General features: G+C 65.6%; 16 protein-coding genes. 3 read left to right on the top strand and 13 right to left on the bottom strand.

Translation table 11 applies throughout. The features are described 5' to 3' along the window. Nucleotides 1-15 precede the first annotated feature (15 nt). From ACUSIJ_RS00080 to ACUSIJ_RS00070, 3 genes are all read right to left on the bottom strand, one after another. Nucleotides 16-1,818, bottom strand: coding sequence for a stimulus-sensing domain-containing protein (locus ACUSIJ_RS00080; RefSeq protein WP_449306312.1), 1,803 nt, complete (start codon nt 1,816-1,818; stop codon nt 16-18). Nucleotides 1,819-2,279: 461 nt separating this feature from the next. Beyond that, the gene (locus tag ACUSIJ_RS00075; RefSeq protein ID WP_449306311.1) at nt 2,280-2,465 is read right to left on the bottom strand and encodes a hypothetical protein; all 186 of its coding nucleotides are present in this window, start codon (nt 2,463-2,465) and stop codon (nt 2,280-2,282) included. Nucleotides 2,466-2,529: 64 nt separating this feature from the next. Continuing rightward, nucleotides 2,530-3,015: a MucR family transcriptional regulator gene (locus ACUSIJ_RS00070; RefSeq protein ID WP_449306310.1), complete on the bottom strand. Its 486-nt coding sequence runs from the start codon at nt 3,013-3,015 to the stop codon at nt 2,530-2,532. A 535-nt stretch (nt 3,016-3,550) separates the two neighbouring features. Between ACUSIJ_RS00070 and ACUSIJ_RS00065 the strand changes: the two genes are divergently transcribed. Further along, nucleotides 3,551-3,850: a GNAT family N-acetyltransferase gene (locus tag ACUSIJ_RS00065; RefSeq protein ID WP_449306309.1), complete on the top strand. Its 300-nt coding sequence runs from the start codon at nt 3,551-3,553 to the stop codon at nt 3,848-3,850. A gap of 257 nt (nt 3,851-4,107) precedes the next feature. After that, nucleotides 4,108-5,106 (top strand): complex I NDUFA9 subunit family protein, encoded by a 999-nt coding sequence (locus ACUSIJ_RS00060; protein ID WP_449306308.1) that lies wholly within the window; start codon nt 4,108-4,110, stop codon nt 5,104-5,106. On the opposite strand, the gene ACUSIJ_RS00055 is transcribed toward ACUSIJ_RS00060, so the two are convergent. Together ACUSIJ_RS00055 and ACUSIJ_RS00050 are read right to left on the bottom strand one after the other, a co-directional pair. Beyond that, nucleotides 5,087-5,842, bottom strand: coding sequence for a sulfate transporter family protein (locus tag ACUSIJ_RS00055; RefSeq protein WP_449306307.1), 756 nt, complete (start codon nt 5,840-5,842; stop codon nt 5,087-5,089). The two genes, ACUSIJ_RS00060 and ACUSIJ_RS00055, sit on opposite strands and share 20 nt — an antisense overlap. A gap of 12 nt (nt 5,843-5,854) precedes the next feature. Further along, the gene (locus ACUSIJ_RS00050; protein WP_449306306.1) at nt 5,855-6,850 is read right to left on the bottom strand and encodes a 2-hydroxyacid dehydrogenase; all 996 of its coding nucleotides are present in this window, start codon (nt 6,848-6,850) and stop codon (nt 5,855-5,857) included. A 217-nt stretch (nt 6,851-7,067) separates the two neighbouring features. On the opposite strand from ACUSIJ_RS00050, the gene ACUSIJ_RS00045 reads away from it, so the two are divergent. Continuing rightward, complete coding sequence (locus tag ACUSIJ_RS00045; RefSeq protein ID WP_449306305.1) at nt 7,068-7,604, top strand: SH3 domain-containing protein; 537 nt, start codon at nt 7,068-7,070, stop codon at nt 7,602-7,604. 155 nt (nt 7,605-7,759) lie between these two features. On the opposite strand, the gene ACUSIJ_RS00040 is transcribed toward ACUSIJ_RS00045, so the two are convergent. From ACUSIJ_RS00040 to ACUSIJ_RS00005, 8 genes are all read right to left on the bottom strand, one after another. Then, nucleotides 7,760-10,366: a glycosyltransferase gene (locus ACUSIJ_RS00040; RefSeq protein ID WP_449306304.1), complete on the bottom strand. Its 2,607-nt coding sequence runs from the start codon at nt 10,364-10,366 to the stop codon at nt 7,760-7,762. A 58-nt stretch (nt 10,367-10,424) separates the two neighbouring features. Beyond that, on the bottom strand, nt 10,425-11,543 hold the full coding sequence (locus ACUSIJ_RS00035; RefSeq protein WP_449306303.1) for a glycosyltransferase family 4 protein: 1,119 nt from the start codon (nt 11,541-11,543) through the stop codon (nt 10,425-10,427). A 72-nt stretch (nt 11,544-11,615) separates the two neighbouring features. Beyond that, the gene (locus tag ACUSIJ_RS00030) at nt 11,616-12,269 is read right to left on the bottom strand and encodes a hypothetical protein (RefSeq protein WP_449306302.1); all 654 of its coding nucleotides are present in this window, start codon (nt 12,267-12,269) and stop codon (nt 11,616-11,618) included. Between the two features lie 682 nt (nt 12,270-12,951). Then, nucleotides 12,952-14,478 carry a glycerol-3-phosphate dehydrogenase gene (gene glpD / locus ACUSIJ_RS00025; protein WP_449306301.1) on the bottom strand — a complete coding sequence of 509 codons (1,527 nt, stop codon included), beginning with the start codon at nt 14,476-14,478 and terminating at the stop codon, nt 12,952-12,954. Between the two features lie 549 nt (nt 14,479-15,027). Then, nucleotides 15,028-16,284 (bottom strand): aminopeptidase, encoded by a 1,257-nt coding sequence (locus ACUSIJ_RS00020; RefSeq protein ID WP_449306300.1) that lies wholly within the window; start codon nt 16,282-16,284, stop codon nt 15,028-15,030. 158 nt (nt 16,285-16,442) lie between these two features. Then, nucleotides 16,443-17,927 carry a DHA2 family efflux MFS transporter permease subunit gene (locus tag ACUSIJ_RS00015; protein ID WP_449306299.1) on the bottom strand — a complete coding sequence of 495 codons (1,485 nt, stop codon included), beginning with the start codon at nt 17,925-17,927 and terminating at the stop codon, nt 16,443-16,445. Further along, on the bottom strand, nt 17,924-18,394 hold the full coding sequence (locus ACUSIJ_RS00010; RefSeq protein WP_449306298.1) for a MarR family winged helix-turn-helix transcriptional regulator: 471 nt from the start codon (nt 18,392-18,394) through the stop codon (nt 17,924-17,926). Before ACUSIJ_RS00010 ends, ACUSIJ_RS00015 begins: the two co-directional genes overlap by 4 nt. Nucleotides 18,395-18,638: 244 nt before the next feature. After that, the gene (locus ACUSIJ_RS00005; RefSeq protein WP_449306297.1) at nt 18,639-20,435 is read right to left on the bottom strand and encodes an ABC transporter ATP-binding protein; all 1,797 of its coding nucleotides are present in this window, start codon (nt 20,433-20,435) and stop codon (nt 18,639-18,641) included. Nucleotides 20,436-20,687 lie beyond the last annotated feature (252 nt).

Below are 20,687 nucleotides of genomic sequence, written 5' to 3'. Positions count from 1 at the left end.
CCTTCGGGGGCGGCATCATGCGTTGGGCAGGATCGCGGGCAGGCGCACCTCGAAGCGCGCCCCGGCCACCTTGCCGTCGGCGTCGATGCGGTTGGAGGCCTTGATGTGTCCCCGGTGCGCCTCCACGATCTGGCGCGAAATCGACAGGCCGAGGCCGGAATTCTGGCCGAATTTCTGTTCCGGCCGGTCGGTGTAGAAGCGCTCGAACACGCGCTCCAGGGCATGTTCGGGGATGCCCGGCCCGTCGTCCTCCACCGTGACGACCACGTCGTTGCCCTCGCGCCCGAGATCGATGCGGATTTCCCCGTCCGGCGGCGAGAACGACAGTCCGTTGTCCACGAGGTTGTTGAACACCTGCCCCAACCGCCCGTCATGGCCGAGGACCAGAAAGTCGCGGCCGGGATCGTCGGTCGGCTCCACGGTGATGGCGATCTGATTGTCGTGCACGCCGCGGGCAACCGAGGCCACGGCTTCGAGCACCTGCACCATGTCGATGGGCTCCGCTTCGATGCGCGCCAGTTCCGCATCGAGGCGGGAGGCGTCGGAGATATCGCTGATCAGCCGGTCGAGGCGCTTGACATCCTGCTGGATCACGGCGAGCAGCCGGCCGCGAGCCTCGTCGTTGCGGGCCAGCGGCAGCGTTTCGACGGCGCTGCGCAGCGACGTCAGCGGGTTCTTCAACTCGTGGGCAACGTCGGCGGCGAAGCTCTCGATGGCGTCGATGCGCCGGTAGAGCGCCCGCGTCATGTCCCGCAGCGCGCCGGACAGATGGCCGATCTCGTCGGAACGGTCGGTGAAATCCGGGATCTCCTGCCGCGACTTGATGCCCCGGCGCACCCGCTCGGCCGCCTCCGCCAGCCGGCGGACGGGACCGGCGATGGTGCCGGCGAGCAGCACGGACAGCACCGTCATCACCATCGCGGCGACGACGAACACACGCAGCATCGCCCAGCGTTCGCTGGCGATGGTCGCATCGATATCGCCGCCCTGGGTGGACAGCAGCAGCGCGCCGCGCACGGTGCGCAGGCGTTGGACCGGCACCGCCACATAGACGATCGTCTCCCCCAGGGAGTTGACGCGCGCCGTACTGGCCGCCGTTCCCGACAGCGCCTGGCGGACTTCGGGAAGCGTGCGCCCGGCAACGGTGTTGATCTCTTCCGTCAGGGGAGACCTGTAGGGGCGAATCTGCCGGCGCACCCAGTCGAGAGCGCTCTCCAGCACGCCGGGCCGGTGGCCCACGGGCGGCAGATCGTAGCGCAGGATGTCGCCGCGCGAATAGAAATGCCGCGAGTCGAGCAGCAGCATGCCCTCGCGGTCATAGATGCGGGCGCGCGTGCGCGTCGGCGTCACCAGCCGCCGCAGCACGGGGGCGACCTGTTCGGGATTGATGGAGAACTCGAGCGGGGACATCTCCTCGGTGACGCCGAGGCTCTCCCCCGCCTGCAGCTGCAGCAGCTTGTCCGGATCGAGGGTGATGTTATCGGTATCCACCGACGCCGAGGCGGCGATGGCGCCGGCAATGATCTCGCCCTGGATGAGCAGGCTTTGGGTGCGCGACTCGATCAGCCCGGCGCGAAACTGGTTCAGGTAGAGAAGCCCCAGCAGCAGCGCCACGAGCCCCACGAGATTGAGCACCACGATACGGCGCGTCAGGCTCGATGAAGCGCGTGAGAAGATGCTGCGCAGCGCCCGCCCGATCCGGGCCGGCAATTCACGCCACCCGGACGCCGGGTTCTGATCCCGGATCCGGCTTCTGTCCTGCAGCCGCGCCGCCCCGCCCGTCGCGTCGCCGGAGAACTCTGGATACTCGGCCGTCATCGCGCACCAACTACAAACATGCTTCGCCGCATCGCCCAAGGTACATTACAAGCATCGATCAATAAACCGGATCGCGGCCATCAATCGGAAAGCATTCTCTCTATTTGCCTGCGCCTCGGGTCCATTCCCGACAGGCCCCGGCGCTCCGCTTGGGCGTCCCGTCCGGTTCCGCAACCCGGGCGCGCGAGTATTGCTGCATGCTCCCGCTATTCTTTTCCAGGACTCCTCATTTTCCAAGACCCCGCAATTGCCAAGCAGAAGCTTTTCTTGGCAGAAGCTTTTCCTGACGAACAATGATTTCATACAATCACTTCATCAATTCACAAACCAAAAAACGCGCAGACGCCGGCAACAGGCGAATGACACAAACGACTGTCGGAAAGCATGGATTGGGATTTGCGGCCCTTCAATCTCGGGCGAATGCCGACCGCTCGGACGATTCCGCCTGAAGGACGAGCGCTTCAAAAAGCCGCGCCCGCCGCACTGTCGTCACTGACGGCCTTTCGCATTCCGGCCTCTTTGCCGGGATGGCCCCGACGATCCGACAGATTGAGAATTCTTGAGCTTGAGAATTCTTGCGGGCCAAGCCACTTCATCTGGCAAAAACCCGCCGAGCGGCGGACGACAAAACGAATACCATCCGCCACCCGAATTCCTATGTTAACGCATCGAATTTATATTGATGCGTCAGTCAGTCGTTCGACGCGCCGATCAGTCGACCGTTGCCTTGCGCCGCGTGCGCTTGGCCGGAGCGGGCGCGGGCGCTGCAACGGCCGCATCGCGCTTGCGCTGCTGCCCGAGGCCCATTTCCTTGGCGAGCTGCGAGCGCGCCAGCGCATAGTTGGGCGCGACCATGGGATAGTCGGGCGCAAGACCCCACTTCTCACGGTATTGCTCGGGCGTCATGTCGTATTGCGTGCGCAGATGACGCTTGAGCGACTTGAACTTCTTACCATCCTCCAGACAGATGATATAGTCCGGGGTGATGGATTTCTTGATCGCTACTGCCGGCTTCGGCGGTTCGGCCGCCGATTCGCTCGTGCCGACGGAAACGCGCCGCAGAGCGGTGTGGACTTCGTTGATGAGAGCCGGCAGCTCGACCGCCGCAACAGAATTGTTCGCGACATATGCAGAAACAATGTCGGCGGCGAGCTCGACATAGTTCACCTTATCTGCCTGCTGGGTGTCGTCAGTCACTGGAGATCCTCAATAAAAAAGAGTAAATTGCTTTGCTTCCAAGTTTTCTTAGTTCATATCCATTAGTTATGCAACACCAAAATATACTCATTTGCGGCAAACTCAAGGCAGCGACGAACATTCCCGACAGCCGGGACGCCAAGGGCATGTCTTGAAGGTGAAAGCGGCTCGCTGTACAAGCGCGTATACTTCCAGCTCCGACAAAAATGTCATTGTCAGCCTGCAAAACACGCCGTTTGATGATCACGTAGGCACGAGGCCGATTGCCACAATTGATGATATGTTGCGCGAAATGTTAACTTTACCGCGATGCAACCCATCCTCTTTTCGCGCTGCACAATATTATGTGACGACACGCGTGTCATTTCTATGGGTCCGATGGACAGTGCCACTTTCCTCTTTCATGAAGCTGTGAATAAGTGCGCTTGCGATATCCGTATCTTGTATAAGGGACCCGTCGGCACCATTTCTCCTGCGTCTCCGGCCAGTCGGCAATCATCATTGGCTATGATCAAGTTATCGTGAGGATTCTATCATGTCAGAATCAGTTGCCAACAACACAACCGATCGGCGGTTCGAATTAACTGTAGATGATCATGTCGCCTTCATTAATTATCGAATCGAGTCGGCGGGAGACGGTGGCGCCGCCGTCTATGTATTCGAGCATACGGTGGTGCCGCCGGAGCTCGGCGGGCGGGGCGTCGGCACCCGGCTGGCGTCCGGCGCGCTCGACGCGGTGCGGGAGGCCGGTGCGCATATCCGCTCCGAGTGCTCCTTCATTTCTTCCTTCCTGAAGAAGCATCACGATCAGTACGAGGATATTCTGGCGAAATAACGCCAGAAACGGCTCAGTCAAGATTATTGGCAGTCGGCTGCACCCGGGGTCGCGAGGCCGCCGCGCGGCGGCCCTCTCCGCGACTTGACCTTTTCGTCCGCCGCAGGCTTGAATCATTCTGCACTATCTATACACGGACCGGTGAATTGGCTATTCAGCGTGCAGTTCGCCGGTCCGTGTCGTCTTGGTCGAGGGGCCGTGCGGCAACCGGTGCCGCGGCAGCTGGCTGCGATCGTTGACCAGTGTGGGAGATACCGATGACGCGTGCGTTTTCACCTTCGGCGAAACTCGTGACGGTCTTCGGCGGGTCGGGATTCCTGGGCCGCCATGTGGTGCGCGCGCTGGCGCAGCGGGGCTACCGTGTCCGGGCTGCCGTGCGCCGTCCCGATCTTGCCGGGCATCTTCAGCCGCTCGGCGCGGTGGGGCAGATCGTCGCGGTGCAGGCCAATGTCCGTTTTCGTGAATCCGTCGCCCGGGCGGCGGAGGGGTCGGATGTTGTCATCAACCTCGTCGGCATTCTGCAGGAGGTGGGACGGCAGAGCTTCGGCGCGGTGCAGCAGCACGGCGCGCGCGCCATCGCCGAGGCCGCTGCGGCCCAGGGCGCGCGGCTGATCCACGGCTCCGCCATCGGCGCGGACAAGGCGTCGAACTCCCTCTACGCGCGCACGAAGGCGCTGGGCGAGGAGGCCGTGTTCGCGGCCGTCCCGGACGCCGTCGTCTTCCGCCCGTCCGTCGTCTTCGGGCGGGGGGACGGCTTCTTCACCCGTTTCGCCGCGCTCGCCCGCGCGCTGCCTGTCCTGCCGATCGTCGGCGGGCAGACGAAGTTTCAGCCGGTCTACGTGGGCGACGTCGCGGAGGCGATCGCCCGCGCCGTCGACGGCGACGTGGCTGGCGGACGCGTCTATGAGCTCGGCGGGCCGCAGGTGCAGACGCTGCGCCAGCTCGTCGACTACGTGCAGTCCGTGACCGGGCGCAGCCGTCCCGTCGTATCCCTGCCCTTCGGCGTGGCGCGCATCCAGGCGGGCGTCATCGAGTTCGTCGACAAGCTGACGTTCGGCCTGCTGCCGGACACGCTCGTCATTACCCGCGATCAGGTGAAGCTGCTCGCCCACGACAACGTCGTGTCCGCGGAGGCGATCGCCGAGGGGCGCACGCTGGAGGGGCTCGGCATCACCCCGACGGCCTATGAGGCGATCGTGTCCGACTACCTGTGGCGCTTCCGCAAGTCCGGCCAGTTCACCGAGGTGCGGGCGTAACTCCGCCGGAAGGCCGTCCGCTGCGTTGGACGGCCTTGTGCACGCGCACCATCAGCGCCGTGCCGAACAGCGGCGTGACGAGGTTCACGAACGGCACCATCACCAGCAGCGCCGTGACGAGGCCGCCCAGGAACGCCAGGCCGCCGTTGTCGCGGCGCAGCGCCCGCGCCGCCTCGATGGGGCGATAGCGTCCGGCCGCGAGCTCGAAATATTCGCGCCCGAACAGGTAGGCGTTCGCCGCGAGGAACGCCACCAGATTGACGCCGGGCACCAGCAGCAACAGCAGCGCCAGGAAGTTGACGCCGAGCGATAGCGCGGCGAAACGCAGCCCCGCCAGCAACGCTTCGCCCGCAGGCATGGGCGTGCCCGGTTGCCCGCCCGGATCGCAGCGCGCCTCCACGACCGCCGCCACGTCGTCGAGATAGTAGCCCGCGACGAGCGCCGATACCGGCGGGATGAGGAATATCAGGCCGACGAAGACCCCGGCCGCCGCCAGCACCACCGCGACCGTGCCGACGTAGGGGTAGCCTGACAGCCAGACGGACTGGTCCGCCAGCCATTCGATGAGCGCCGAAAGGGCCACACCCATGGCGAAGAGCAGCAGCAGCGTCAGGCCGAGCGAGCGCCACAGCACCTTGCGCAGCGGCGGCGACAACACGTCGCCGGCCGCGCCGACGGCCGCCGCCACGACGACGGCGATGGCGGAAGACCTCTCGCGGGCGCCGGTTTCGTTCATGCCGGATATGTCTCAGATCATGCTCGGCAGCACGCGGTTGGGCGGGCGGTGGCCGTCGAGGAAGGTCTTGATGTTGACGATCACCTTCTCCCCTGCTTCCGTCCGGCCTTCGATGGTGGCCGATCCCACATGCGGCAGCAGCACCACGGCGTTGCGCCGCGCGAGCTTCAGCAGGCGCGGATTGACCGCGGGCTCCGCCTCGAACACATCGAGCCCGGCGCCGCCGAGCTCTCCGGCCTCCAGCATCTCGATCAGGGCGGTCTCGTCGATGATCTCGCCCCGCGCCGTATTGACCAGGATGGCGTCGCGCTTGAGCAGGCGCAGGCGGCGCGCCGACAGCAGGTGATAGGTCGCCGGCGTGTGGGGGCAGTTCACCGACACGATGTCCATCCGCGCCAGCATCTGGTCGAGCGAATCCCAGTACGTCGCCTCCAGCGCGGATTCGATCTCCGGCGCGACGTGGCGGCGGTTGTGATAGTGGATCGACAGCCCGAACGCCTTGGCCCGGCGCGCCAGCGCCTGCCCGATGCGCCCCATGCCGACGATGCCCAGGCGCTTGCCGGTGATGCGCCGGCCGAGCATGCCCGTCGGTGACCATCCCGCCCACGGCTCGCCGCTCGGCAGGAGCTGCGCCGCTTCGGGGATGCGCCGCGCGACGGCCAGGATGAGCGCCATCGTCATGTCGGCCGTGTCCTCGGTCAGCACGCCCGGCGTGTTGGTAACGGTGATGCCCTGCGCCAGCGCCGCGCCGACGTCGATGTTATCCACGCCGTTGCCGTAGTTGGCGATGAGCTTCAGCTGCGGCCCCGCCTGGGCAACGAGCTCGGCGTCGATGCGGTCGGTGATAGTGGGCACGAGCACATCGGCGATTTTCATGGCCTCGATGAGCTGTTCCGTCGTCAGCGGCTTGTCGTCGACGTTCAGGCGGGCGTCGAACAACTCGCGCATACGCGTCTCGACGCTTTCCGGCAATCTGCGGGTGACGACGACAAGGGGCTTTTTCTTCATGGACGAAAGTTCCGATCCCGGCGCTCCATTTCACCCCACGTTAAGGACCGCTGGGGCACAAGAGCAGTAGATATCATATGCAATGTATATTGCAGCAACAGATAACATATCCAGTCGGTATGATACCATTCCTGTCCGCTTCGCAAGCCCCAACTTCGCAAGCGGCGGGAATGCGCCCTACCGCAGGCAAGCCCGAAAGCCCACCGGAAAGCCCGCCATGCTCAAGACCGCCGCAGCCCTGGCCGCCATCCTCACGCTTCTGTCATCCGTGCCTGCAGCCGCCCAGCAGTCCACAGCCGGCCAGACGGTCGGCGCCAGCAGCGGACTGCCGGTGCCGCGCTACGTCAGCCTCAAGTCCGACAGGGTGAACCTGCGCGCCGGCCCCGCCAAGGACCATCGGACATTGTGGGTCTATCAGCGCGCCGGCCTGCCGGTCGAGGTCACGGCCGAATTCGCGACGTGGCGGCGCATCCGTGATTCGGAGGGAGCCGAGGGCTGGGTGCTTCACAGCCTCCTGTCCGGCAGGCGCACGGCGCTGGTCGCGCCGTGGGCCCGGAACAAGGACGGTGAGCCCTATCCGCTCTACGAGCGGGCATCGGAGAACGTCAAGGTGATGGCGCGCCTGCAACCGGGGGTCATCATCAACATCGACACCTGCGACGGCACATGGTGCCGCGTGTCGGTGCGCAACCTCCGGGGCTTCATTCAGCAGGACCGGCTCTGGGGCGTCTACCCGGACGAGGCCATTGAATAAGGCATCACTCGGCAAGGGAATGATGTAAGAATCATTTGTAAATCAATTGACTGGACGAAAAATTTCAGATTTTTATGAGGTTTGTTTCTTATCGGTTTGGTTGATAACGGTTTCGGGCCGGAAAAACATTCGCGGATTTTTGAAAGGTCCGGCCGTCAGGCAGGCGAGCGCGCTTGCCGCCGCGATTGCTCTTCGACCTTGCGCGGCATGCGCAGCGCCTCCAGCTCGGCGCGATAGCGCAGCACGAGCAAGGCGGCGCGCACCACCTCATCGGTGCCCGGCTGCCGCTCGCCGCCCCTGCTGGCGTCGAATTCCGCCCCATCGAGCAGCTTTGCCAGCCGCTTGTCGAGCGCTTCGATGCCGGCCTCGATTTTGCTCAGTCTCGCGTCCGTCGTGTGCTGCAGCTCCTGCAGCGCCTCGCGGGTCGCGTCGAGCCGCTGATCGATGGGGCGAACGCGTCCCTCGATGCGCGCCCATACCCTGCGCCAGACCGGCCGCACCGTCCACGATACCGACCGTCTCAGGGTGTCCCGCAACGTCGGCGGCTGCTGCTGGGCGGGATGCGCGCTCTCCCCTGTCCGCGCCGGCGGGTGCGCGGCGGGCGTGTCGGCATGCGCCAGGGTGTTCGCGCCGCTGTTCAGCGGGCCGGTGTAATGGATGCCGGCGTTTTCGCGCATGATCTCCCGGATCTGATGCGGCAATTCCACGCCGTGCAGTTCGATGCCCTTGAGGAACTGGTCCCAGAAATGCGGGTTGTGCAGCCACTGCACCTCCCGCAGCAGCAGTTCGGCGTAACGCTCCGGGTGCTTGCGCAGCAGAATCGCATCATTGAGGAAGAAGGTGGAGCGCACGCCGATCGATTCCCGCTCGATCTCGCGCGAATGGGGCGGATGATACACCCACGCATCGCGCGAGAACGGGATCTCGCCGAGATCCTGCATGCGCCATCCGAGGTCCGTGTCCTCGCGGAAGTGCGGCTTCTCCAGCGCGATGTCGAATCCGTCGAGCTGCTGGAACACGTCCGACCTCACGAAGAGGTTGGCGGTCATGAACCCGATGCCCTCGAAGCCGTCGTTGGTCACCGGGCGCCAGTCCGGATCCCCGACCCGGTCGGACCTGATCAGCCCCTCGAGCCCGACGATGTCCGAGGTGGTGAACGCCTTGTGGGCGGCGGCGAGCCAGCCCTCGCTCGGTTCGCAGTCGTCGTCGGTGAAGGCGATGACCTTGCCGCGCGCCAGCCCCGCGCCGGTATTGCGCGCCGTCACCGCGCCCTTGCGGTCGGTGTGGATGTAATGCAGGTCGAACCCGAAATCCCGGTCGCGGTCGGGCCACGGCTGAGCGCTCTGGTCGACGACGATCACCTCGAAATCGCGCCACGTCTGCGCGGCGATGAAATCCGTGAGCCGGGTCAGCAGCGCGTGGCGCTCGTAGGTGGGCACGATCACCGAGAAGAACGGTGCCTCGCCGCTCCCGTTCCTGACCTGCGCCCAGCGCGCCAGCAGAATGCCCAGATAGTCGGAAATGCGCTCCCATGAGTAGAAGCGGTCGGCCTGCGTGCGGACGCCGTGGGCGAGCTGCTGGCGTTCGTCCTCGTTCGCCAGCAGGCCGCGGACGGTTTCGGCGAAATTGTCAGCCTGCGCCACGAGAAAGGCCCGCTCGGAGGTCGCGATGCCCCTCGCGCCGACGGCGGTCGAGACGATGGGCAGGCCGGCGGCCATGAAGTCGAGCATCTTGATGTTGGTGCCCGAGCCGCCGAACATCGGATTGACCGCGATGTCGGAGGCCCGCAGCCACAACAGCAGCTCCTCGTCGGAGAGGCGGCCGGTGATGCGCACGTTCGCGGGTGGCGTCACCTGCTCCAGCCCCTCGCCGACGCCGCCGCCCACGACGAACAGCACGGTCGGCAGCGCAGGGGCGAGCGCATCGGTGATGAAGCGCGCCGCCTCGACATTGGGGCCGTAGTTGCTGCCGAGGAAGAAGGCGACCGGCCGTCCCTCGACATCGAGCTGCTGCCGCGCCTGATGCTTTTCCTCGACGGACGGCGGCTTGATCTTGCGGGTGAAAGTGCCGTTGGGGATGACCCTGATCCGGTCGAACGGCACGCCGTAGATCGAGGAGAAGGCGCTGGCGTCCTCGTGGGAGCAGGCGAGCACCAGATCGGCGGCGGTGCAGACGGCGTTCTCCACCTCCACGACGCCCCGCGCCACCGCGGACCCGCCCGCCCCGTCGTCCAGCAGTTCGGTGCGCAACACCCCCTCGACATTGTGCGCGTCGTAGACGATCAGCTGCCGGTCGGGGCGCAGCACGTCGCGGACGAGCGGATAGATCCAGGGATGCGAGAACACGACCACGTCCGCACGCTCGGCCGCCTTGCGCGCCGCCTCGACAAAGTCCGGCGACAGGTGGGCCATGGTGTGGAAGGCGGTATCGATGACGTTCTTGCCGCCGAGTTCCTCGGCCAGCCGGTCGGAAGCGGCGAAATGGGCCTCGGTGAGCGGCACGATCTCCTCGAACAGGACCGGCGTGAGCTGCTGCCGGCGCAGGCCCGGGCCGCGCCAGTCGTAGGTGCCGACATAGTGGGCTGCGTGGCGCACGGAGGCATCCGCCCGTCCGTCGCCGGAAGCGCCGCTCGTTGCAGCATCCTGGCCGGCAGCAGGCGCGCCGAGGCCGTGATACAGTCCCAGAAGACGCAGCCGTCCACCGCCGACCGGAGGGTCAATGGGCTGCATATCCAGAATGGTCGTATGCAACGTTACAGCCATTTTTGCCTCACAGATGACTTCCGCGATCCGGGAGCCGGCCATGTATGGCTCCCCAAACTCATATGGCGGGCGCCCGCCGCGATTCGGGCAGGGCGGGATGCGTGTCCGCGTCGGCCGGCGCCGCTGCCGCTTCCCCCTGCCCGGATGCCCGGCACGGCAGATTGAGGGCCGTTGCCAGCGCAACCGCCACCTTCTCCCATGTGACCTCCGCCGCGACTTGCGCGCCGCGCCGGCCGAGCGCCGCCGCCAGGGCGGGATCGGCCGCGAGCTGGTCGATGCGTGCGGCGATGGCGGCCGGGTCGGGCTCGCACACGAACCCGGTCCGTCCGTCCTCGACGACGCGCGCCGGCTCGCCGGCGTCGGTGCTGGTGATGACCGGCTTGGCGGCGTGAAAGGCCTCGTAGGTGATGAGCCCCATATCCTCCCGGCAGGGCACGAAGAGGACCGCGAGCGCATCCTGATAGCAGGCGATCAGCTCCTCGTCGCTGATCCACCCGGTGAAGCGGATGCGCGGATCGCCGGCGGCAAGCTGCTTGAACCGTTCGGCGTCCTCGCCGGCGCCCGAGATGACGAGTTCGACCGGCGCCTTCACATGGCGCATCGCCTCGATGGCGAGATCCACCCGCTTCCAGCGATGCAGGCGTCCCGGCATGAACAGATGGCGGAAGGCCCCTTCCCTGAAGCCCGTCAGGCTGGTCGGGTGGCGCACGACCTCGGCGTCGAGGCCGTTGTACTGGCGCAGACGGCTCGCCACCTCCTCGCCGATGGCGAACAGCTTGCGGGTGCGCGGCGGCTGCAGGGCGGCGGTATCGAGAGCGTGAACGAGCGCCCGTTGCTTGATCAGATCCTCCGATCCCGCGCCGAACTCCACCTCGAACATGTCGTAGAACACGCGCATCGTATGCTGCAGGTAGCAGACGTGGTTGGGATGACGCACGACATAGGAGGGGGCCTTCGACGTGATCACGCCGTCATACGCGCTGACGTCGAGATCGTAGAAGCGCAGATAGGTTTCCTTGATGGTGTCGAAATTGGCCTCGTTGGAGGGGATCTGCAGCAGGGTGACGTCGAGGCCGATCGCCCGCAACGCGTCGCGCAGCCCCACGAAGAAACGTTCGGCCCCACCCGTTTCGCCGGAGCCGGAACCCGCTGCGACAATGGCTACTTTCGGCTTCATGCGTTCTCCCGCTCCCGCCTGTGCGCCTCTTCCCCGCACTGCTCGCGCAGGGCGATCTCGCGCAGCGTGTCGTTATCGTTCGCCGGCATGTCCGGCGGCGTCAGGACGCCCCTCAAGTTCGACGACGCGGCGCGACAGGGTTTCGATCCGCTCGAGCAGTTGCGCCTCCGCGGCCTCGCGGGCCGCCAGCGCCTCGTTGAGCTGCGCTTCGAGCTGCAGCACCTTGCGCTCGGTGGTGTCCACGCGGGCAATGACCTGCTTCATGTAGCTCGCCAGCCGGGGAATGTTGCGCGAGATGCGCAAGAGCGCGGCGAGCTTGCGCCCGAGCAGCGAGCGGCGGATGCCGTCGGTGAAGCGCTCCCGCCCCAGTCCCGAAATGCGCGCCCCCCGCACATGCGCCTCGTCGCTCGCGCGCAGGGCGTCGATGACGTCGACGCGGCTGATCTGCCCGAGCCGCAGTTGCTGCAGCAGTTTGGCCGCGCCCTCGCCCCGGGGCTCGCGGCCGAGCACGGCGAGATGCGCGGCGCGCAGGAAGACTACGTCGTAAAAGGCCAACAGCTCGGCGGCGGTGTATTGCAGACGTCCTGAGTCGATGGGTGGAGGCAGAATCTGCAAGCCGTTGGTCCCGATCGCCTGTGCATCCGCCTTCACCTTACGGGCCTCGACATCGGCGCGGATACGCTGCATCAAGGTGTCGAGATCATCCGGCTGCACCTGTTCGCTCACGTTGCCCTACTCCAGTACTGCTGGAGCAACGCCCCGATCGACGATCGGCCGTCGCCCCGACGATCCCCAGAGCACGATCCCGAAAAACGGCTGTCACCTTCCGGGAAACACTATGCTCAATCAATATGGAAAGATCCGGATGGTTTTCCGACGGAAAATCACCCCGATCCAGCCTGACGTGTCCCGTCCGGGCCAAAGCCGGCCGAAACGCGCTTCGGTTGCCATCCATCACATCGGCCACGCCCGCGCCCTGCCCGTGAGTCCAAACGGCAATTCACCGGCGAACCGCCATATCCTCACTCACCAGCATGCATTTTTTCCGAGACAGCAGCCTGACAATCCACGCAAGACTGCGCCTCATACCGCACATTGTTGATCATAACAACAGCTCGATTCAACAATCCAGCAGACCGGGGCAAATATACACGCATTGCCATAAAATAGAGGGCACATAGAAAAAATATCATTTGTTATCAGGGTGTTCTATGCTTCGCTACGCCAGCGCGTGCTGGCCGGTCCCGGCGGTGCGGCCGTCGTGGCGTCGCCGTTGCCGCGCGCCGCCGCGATCCGTCGGCAGACATCGAGGAATGGGAAGGCCGGTCCGACGCGGCGCCCATGGATCGGGCAGGTCAGGTAATGAAAAATTATATATATGAGAGATAAATATCGGTACAATTTAAAGTTATCTCTTAAAGTTGACGTGCCGATCGCTTGCCGTGGTTCTGCGGACGTCCTTGATATGGCGCGCGAGGGCGGCCGCTTCCGCGGCGTTGAATCGCAAGCCGAGTTTTGTGCGCCGCCACAGGATGTCCTCGGCGGTCATGGCCCACTCGCTTTCGACCAGATGGCGCACCTCGTTCTCGCCGAGGTCGGCGCCGAAGATGCGCCCGAGCGATCCATTCCGAAGAATCGACAGTGCGAAGGTGCCGTAGTGGCGGGCGAGCCGATCCAGCGTCTTCTCCGGCACATCCGGCGCCTGCCCTTTGAGGCGCGAGACGAGATGCCCGAATCCGGACACCGGGAAGTCCCCTCCGGGAAGCTGGCTGTCGGCGGTCCAGGCGGGCGCCCGTTTGCCCAGCGTCTTCTCCACCATGCCCATCACCGCCTCACTCAGACGCCGGTAGGTGGTGATCTTGCCGCCGAACACATGGATCGCGACCCCGCCGTCCGCGTCCTCATCCCGTTCCAGGATGTAGTCGCGGGTCGCCTCCTGCGCAGCCGAGGCCTTGTCGTCGTAGAGCGGCCGGACGCCGGCGTAGCTCCACACCACGTCCGCCGGGGCGATCGTCCGGCGGAAATAGGCGTTCGCCGCCTCGCACAGATAGGCGACTTCCTCCGGGGTGATCGCCACGTCGCCCGGATCGCCCTTGAAGTCGCGATCGGTGGTGCCGATCAGTGTGAAGTCCCCTTCATAGGGAATCGCGAAGATGACGCGCTGGTCGCCGTGCTGGAATATGTAGCATCGGCCGTGATCGAACAGCTTCGGCACCACGATGTGACTGCCCTGCACCAGCCTGACGCGCGGGGTGAAGGTGGAATCGCGGATCAGGCGGCGCACGTTGTCCACCCATGGGCCGGCAGCGTTGACGATGAGGCGCGCGATCTTGCGGGTCCGCACGCCGGTGCACTCGTTGCGCAGGTCGACGTGAAAAAGGTCGTCATGGCGCTGGACGCCTGTCACGGCGGTGCGGGTGAATATCTGCGCCCCCCGGTTGTAGGCGTCGCGCGCGTTCAGCACGACGAGGCGCGAATCCTGCACCCACGCGTCGGAATATTCGAAGGCCCGCGAGAACGTCCCCCGCAGCGGTTCGCCCGCCGGGTCCGCGCGCAGGTCGAGGGTGCGCGTGGGCGGCAGGAGGTCGCGCCCGCCGATATGATCGTAAAGGAACAGTCCCATCCGCAGCAGCCAGGCGGGACGCCGCTGCTTGTGATAGGGCAGCACGAAACGCAGCGGCCAGACGATATGCGGCGCCATGCGCCACAGTACTTCCCGCTCGGCCAGCGCTTCCCGCACCAGCCTGAACTCGTAGTGCTCGAGATATCGCAGGCCGCCATGAATCAGTTTTGTCGAGGCCGAGGACGTGCCGCCGGCAAGGTCGCCCTTTTCCGCCAGCACGACGGAGAAGCCGCGGCCCGCAGCGTCCCGCGCGATTCCGCATCCGTTGATGCCGCCACCCACGATAAGAATGTCGCAATCCGTTGAAGACATATTTCTCTGGTTCTTGTTTCCCAGCTCGTGGGCCGATCGTTACGGCACGGTCTCCCCGGCCGGCCATGCCGCGCCTGTGCAGCGGCCGCGAGCGGAACACACACCTGCCGCTGCCACGCTGCCGCCTGGCTGCTTGCGCGCATGAGCCGGCATATCGTTTCCGCATGCATCTCAACCCGCGGCTTGCTTTCCGGATCGCAAATCCGTGTCTAGCCGCGACTCGCGGTATTCTCCAGTCGTTCGTGTGCTCCGGGCGGATGGAAAAGTGCAACATCGCACACATCCGACGTGCCGGTGCGTACAATTCGGTAGCCTGTCCGCGCGAATCGTCCTCGCGGCCGTCACGGCATGGCGGACCGCTTTCCGGCTAGAGCGCGTGCCGAGCAGAATTCGCTCGAAACAAAGAAGTGAGAGGATTGCACCGTCTCACGGAAACGGCGAAATCCTCCAGAGCATGTCGCCTTTTCACGAAAACGACAACATGCTCTAACTTGTTGATTTTGAGCGAATTCTTATCGTTCAAACCATTCTGTTTGAACGATAAGCGCTCTAGGCCCACTCGCCGCTGCGGAATACCGGCACGCGCCGGCCGTCCGCATGAACTCCGTCGATGTCGATCTCGTCCGAACCGATCATCCAGTCAATATGGATGAAGCTCTTGTTGCCGCCGCGGGTGGCGATATCCTCCGCCGACAGGCTCGCGCCATCCACGAAGCATTTCGAATAGCACTGGCCGAGCGCGATGTGGCACGACGCGTTTTCGTCGAACAGCGTATTGTAGAACAGGATGCCGCTTTTCGAGATCGGCGAGGAATGGGGCACCAGCGCCACCTCGCCCAGCCGGCGGGCACCCTCGTCCGTATCGAGCACCTTGGTCAGCACCTCCTGCCCCCGCGACGCCTTGGCCTCGACGATGCGGCCGCCCTCGAACCGCACCTCGATGCCGTCGATGAGCGAGCCCTGGTGCGAGAGCGGCTTGGTGCTGACGACATGCCCCTCCACCCGCGCCGCGTGGGGCGTGGTGAACACTTCCTCGGTGGGGATGTTGGCGTTGCAGGTGATGCCGTTCTTCGCCGTCGAGGCGCCGCCGTGCCACTCGTGCCCGTCCGCAAGCCCGACGACGAGATCCGTGCCCGGCCCGCTGAAGTGGAGGGCGTGAAAGCGTTGCTCGTTCAGCCACGTCGAGCGCTGCCTCAGGGCGGCGTTGTGCGCCGACCAGGCGCCGATCGGATCCTCGGCGTCGACGCGCGAGGCGGCGAAGATCGCATCCGCGAGTTTCGCGACGGCGACGTCCTCCGCTTCGCCGGCGAACACCTGCCGCGCCCATGCCGTGCCCGGATAGGCGATGATGTTCCAGTTGATGTCGAAGCCGGCGATCTTTTCGAGCGCCGGCTGATAGGCGACCGATGTCGCCTTGTTCGCGCGCGCCACCTTCGCCGGGTCCTGGTCGGCGAGCAGCAGCGGATCGTCGCCGACGATGGCGAGACGCGCCGTGTTCTGCGAGAACGCCTTGGCCATGCCCTCGTAGAGCCAGCCCGCGGCCCTGTCGAAACTGCTGTCCGGGGCCAGACGGTAACGGGAAAGAGTCAGTTCCTCGTCGGAAAAGAAAGGGGTGACGAGGCCCGCGCCCGCGCCGTAGGCATGCGCCGCGACCCGCCGCACCAGCGGCAACGCAGCGACGGGAGCGGTCACGAGCAGATCCTGGCCAGGCTGGAGCTGCAGGCCGACCTTGACGGCGACCTCGGCCAGTCTGTCGAGCCTGACGGGATCTATCGCCGAAGCAGCAGCCAGATGATGTGTCGTCATATCCTTGCCCTGTCGTAAACGTCTTGATTGGCGCATCGTAAGCGAGGGACGCGGCCGTTCAAGCGGAATCACGCCGAGACAATGCCTTATACCCGGCCTCGATGGGCTCGATCCGTCGACCCCCACTCCGCGTCGGTCGGGGACCGGGATCGATGACGTCAGTGGGGCGCGCCGGAGGCCGGATCGTCGAGACCGCCGCGTCCATCCCTGCTGCGATGCTTGCTCACCTCATCGCCCGCATTCGCCGCAAGGCGCGAGAAGCCCAGCGCGGACGCCGCCGTCAGCAACGCGAGGACGACGATGCCCGTGCGCACGTCGCCGATGGTCAGGCTCTCGGCGCCGCGGGCGGCCACGCTGGCCTGGAGGGTGAGCGCGGCGATGCCGACGCCGACACTGAACGCCAGCTGCTGCATCATGCTCGACAGGGTCGTGGCCGCGCTCATGCGCTCGGACGGAATGTCCGCGAAGGTCAGCGTGTTGACGCCCGTGAGCTGGGTCGAGCGGAATATGCCGGAGACGAAGAGCACGAGCATCATCACGAGATGCGGCGTCGTCGGCGTGAACAGTGCGCTGATCGAAATGGCAAAGCCCGAGGCGATGCCGCCGGCGACGAGCACGGTCCTGAACCCGAAGTGCTGGAACAGGGGCGTGATGAGGAACTTGGCGACGATGGCACCGACGGCGCCCGAGGCCGTTATCACGCCCGCCGCGACCGGCGAGAGGCCGAACACCACCTGAAGCAGCAGCGCCAGCAGAAACGGCGAGGCGCTGATGTCGAACCGGCAGAGATTGCCGCTCATCACCGAAGCGCTGAACGTCTTGATCTTCATGAGGCTGAAATCGATCAGCGGCGCTTCCGTGCGGCGCGCATGGCGCGCATAGAGCCACAGCGCCGCCGCCCCCGTCACCACCACGAGCGTGCTCACCCGCCACGACCCCTCCCCGTGGCTCAGCATCTCGAACCCCAGCACGAGGCAGGCCAGCGCAGTACCCATGAGCAGGAAGCCGCGCCAGTCGAGCGGCGGAACGCGCTCCTCGCGCAGGTTCTTGATGAACACGCAGGCCATGACGACGCCGACGATTCCCACCGGCACGTTCATCAGGAAGATCCACCGCCACGAGCCGAGCGAGGTGATGAGGCCGCCCACCGGCGGTCCGAGCACCGGCCCCATCAACGCGGGGACGGTCAGGAAGGCCATGGCCTGCATGAGGTCCGCCTTGCTGACCGACTTCAGCATCACGATGCGCCCCACCGGCACCATCATCGCCCCCGCCAGGCCCTGCAGCAGCCGGGCGGCGACGAGCTCGACCAGCGAGTTGGCGAGACCGCAGAACACGGAACTGACGGTGAAAAGCGCGATCGCCGCCACGAACACGTTGCGCGCGCCGAACCGGTCGGCGACCCATCCGCAGACGGGGATGAACACCGACACGCTCAGCAGATACGATGTGATGACGATGTTCATCCGCACCGGATCTTCGCCGAAGGTGCGCGCCATCTCCGGCAGTGCCATCGCCACCACGTTGGAATCGAGGAGCTGCATGAACAGCGCGAAACCGACGATATAGGGGACGATGAACCGCGAGCGCGACACGCGCTCCGTTATCCGCTCCATCGCTTCCGATTTGTGAAACAAGGTCATGATGTGGGCGGCTCGCTCAGTTTGATCAGCGGATCGATGGCGCGCCGGATGCTCTCGCGCTCGCCCTGCGACAGCAGGGCGATACGGCCGGCGAGCCACGCTGTGCGCAGGCGCTTGACCTCGCCCAGCTTGCGCGCGCCTTCCGGGGTGATGCGCAGGCCGACCCGGCGCCGGTCGGCATGCGCGCCTGTGATGCGTTCGAGAAAACCCGCCTGCTCGAGCATCTTGATGTGCGCGCTCATGCTGGGCGGCCTGATGCGCTCGCGCGCGGCGAGCTCGTTGACGCCGATGCCCGGCTCCTGCTGGAGCGTTCCCAGAATGAGCGTCTGAAACGGTGACAATCCCGCCGCCGTGCGGATCTCGCGGCGCAGATCGCGGTTGAGACGCAGGAGCGCCGGTCGCAGAAGATCGGCGACCGCCGTGGCGTCATCGGTAAAGTGCTCGTTCGGCACCGGTTCTTCCGGCATGCGGCCCTGTCCGTATCGCGCGCTTCCGGCGGCTCCAGCCTTTGGACGAATCCTGATCGATCAGATGATTCCATTCGATCGGAAAGCGCTTGAGGCGGCCGAGGGAAACAGCGGCATTCGATTAGTTATCCTAACTATATAGCGGGTCGATGAAACTTCAATGGCAGAAACCATGCGTGCCGCGCAGGGCAGGATTTCGGACGCTCGGCGGAACCGGCTGCCGCGGTTTCGCCGAGCGTCGACGTTACGCCACCAGGCTTTTGCCCAGTTCGCTCACCTGCCGCTCGAACAGGGCCTTGTAGGCTCCGTCCGGCTTCGCCAGCAGGGCTTCGTGGCCGCCCTCCTCGACCACGCGGCCGCGGTCGAACACCAGGATCCGGTCCATCGCCCTCACCGTCGACAGACGGTGCGCGACGACGATGGTGGTGCGGCCCTGCATCAGCCGTTCGATCGCCTGCTGGATCAGCGCTTCCGATTCCGAATCGAGGCTCGATGTCGCCTCGTCCAGAATGAGGATCGGCGCGTCGGCGAGGAAGGCGCGCGCCAGCGCCACGCGCTGGCGTTCGCCGCCGGAGAGCTTCACCCCGCGCTCGCCCACCAGCGTGCCGTAGCCCTTGGGCAGGCGGGCGATGAAGTCGTGCGCGTTGGCAAGTTGCGCCGCGCGCCCGATCTCTGCCATCGACGCCCCGGGCCGCGCATAGGCGATGTTCTCGGCGAGCGAGCGGTGGAACAGCACCGGCTCCTGCTGCACGATGGCGATGTTGGCGCGCAGGCTCGCCTGCGTCACCGCTGCGATGTCGATGCCGTCGATGAGGATACGGCCGCCGGTGACGTCGTAAAGGCGCTGGATCAGCTTGATGAACGTCGTCTTGCCCGATCCCGAACGCCCGACGAGACCGACCTTCTCCCCCGCCGCGATGGTCAGCGAGAAGTCGCGGTAGAGCGGCGCATCGTGCCCTTGGTAATGGAAGGTGACGTCGTCGAAGACGATCTCGCCCCGCTCGACCCGCATGGCGCGCGCCCCGGCGCGGTCCTCGACGCCGAAGGGCAGCGCGTGCATGGCCACGAGTTCCTCCATGTCGTTGACCGAGCGCTGGAGGTTGTGGACGTGCTGGCCGACGTCATAGAGATAGCCGTGCACGAGCGCGTAGCTCGTCAGCACGAAGGTGACGTCGCCGGGCGTCGCCTCGCCCTGGGTCCACAGCCAGATCACGCAGCCGATCACCGCCGCGTGCAGGGCGAGCAGCACGCCGTCCTCCGAGCAATGGGCGAAGGTGCCGCGCACCCATGTCCGCCGGGTACGGTGGCGCCATTTGGTCAGCACCCGCGCGAGACGGCCATCCTCCCGCCCCTCGGCGCCGAAGGCCTTGACGACGGGGTTGCACGAGATGGCGTCCGCGAGCGCGCCGCCGAGCCGCGTATCCCAGGCATTGGCGAGCCTCGCCGCCGGCGCGACGAACCACAGCGTCAGCGCCAGCGTCGCCCCCACATAGAGCAGCGCGCCGACGAGGACGACGAGCCCCATCATCGGCCAGCGCCAGGCGAGCAGGATCGTCGTGCCGAACAGCACCACCAGCGACGGCAGCAGCGCGATCAGCAGCGTATCCGTCAGCAGATCGAGTGCCCACATGCCGCGGCTGATCTTGCGCACGGTGGAGCCGGCGAAGTTGTTGGCATGCCAGTCGGTCGAGAAGCGCTGCAGGCGCGCGAAGGCATCCTGCGCCACCTGTTCCATGGTGGCGAGCGTCAGGTGGGTGATGCAGAGGTATCCCACGAGGCGAAACAGCACCGCAACGACGCCCACCGCGATGATGGATGCCAGCGCCTGCACGGCGCGGGTAACGGCGTCCGCATCGCCCAGCGCGATCGCGTCGACGAGATGCCCGGAAAAGACCGGCACGAACAGATTGGCGACCGTCATCAGCATGACGGCCGCGACGATGGCGGAAACGAGCACCGGGCGGCCCGCCCAGTGACGGAACGTGAAGCCGAGAACGGCCCGGAACGGCTCCTGCCGCCCGATCGTGGGATGAACGGACATGAAAATCATTCGGCGACGCGCGGTCACCGACTCCAAAAAGGCATGGACGCACAAAGGCGCCACCTGTCAAAATTGTCACGAAGGGAAGAAACCGGGATTGCAGCCCCCGGTGGGCCACGGCACGGGCCTACCTAACGGAAGGAACGTCCGAAGAGGGCGACGACAATCATGATTTTCATCCAGCCCTCCCTGTCTCGCGCAAAATGCAAGGCTTGGCGAAAATGCCATAACAACGGCCCGTTGGCAAGCGGC

It is taken from the genome of Pseudochelatococcus sp. B33, from assembly GCF_053570585.1.
This window is presented reverse-complemented; position numbering and strand designations above follow the sequence as displayed.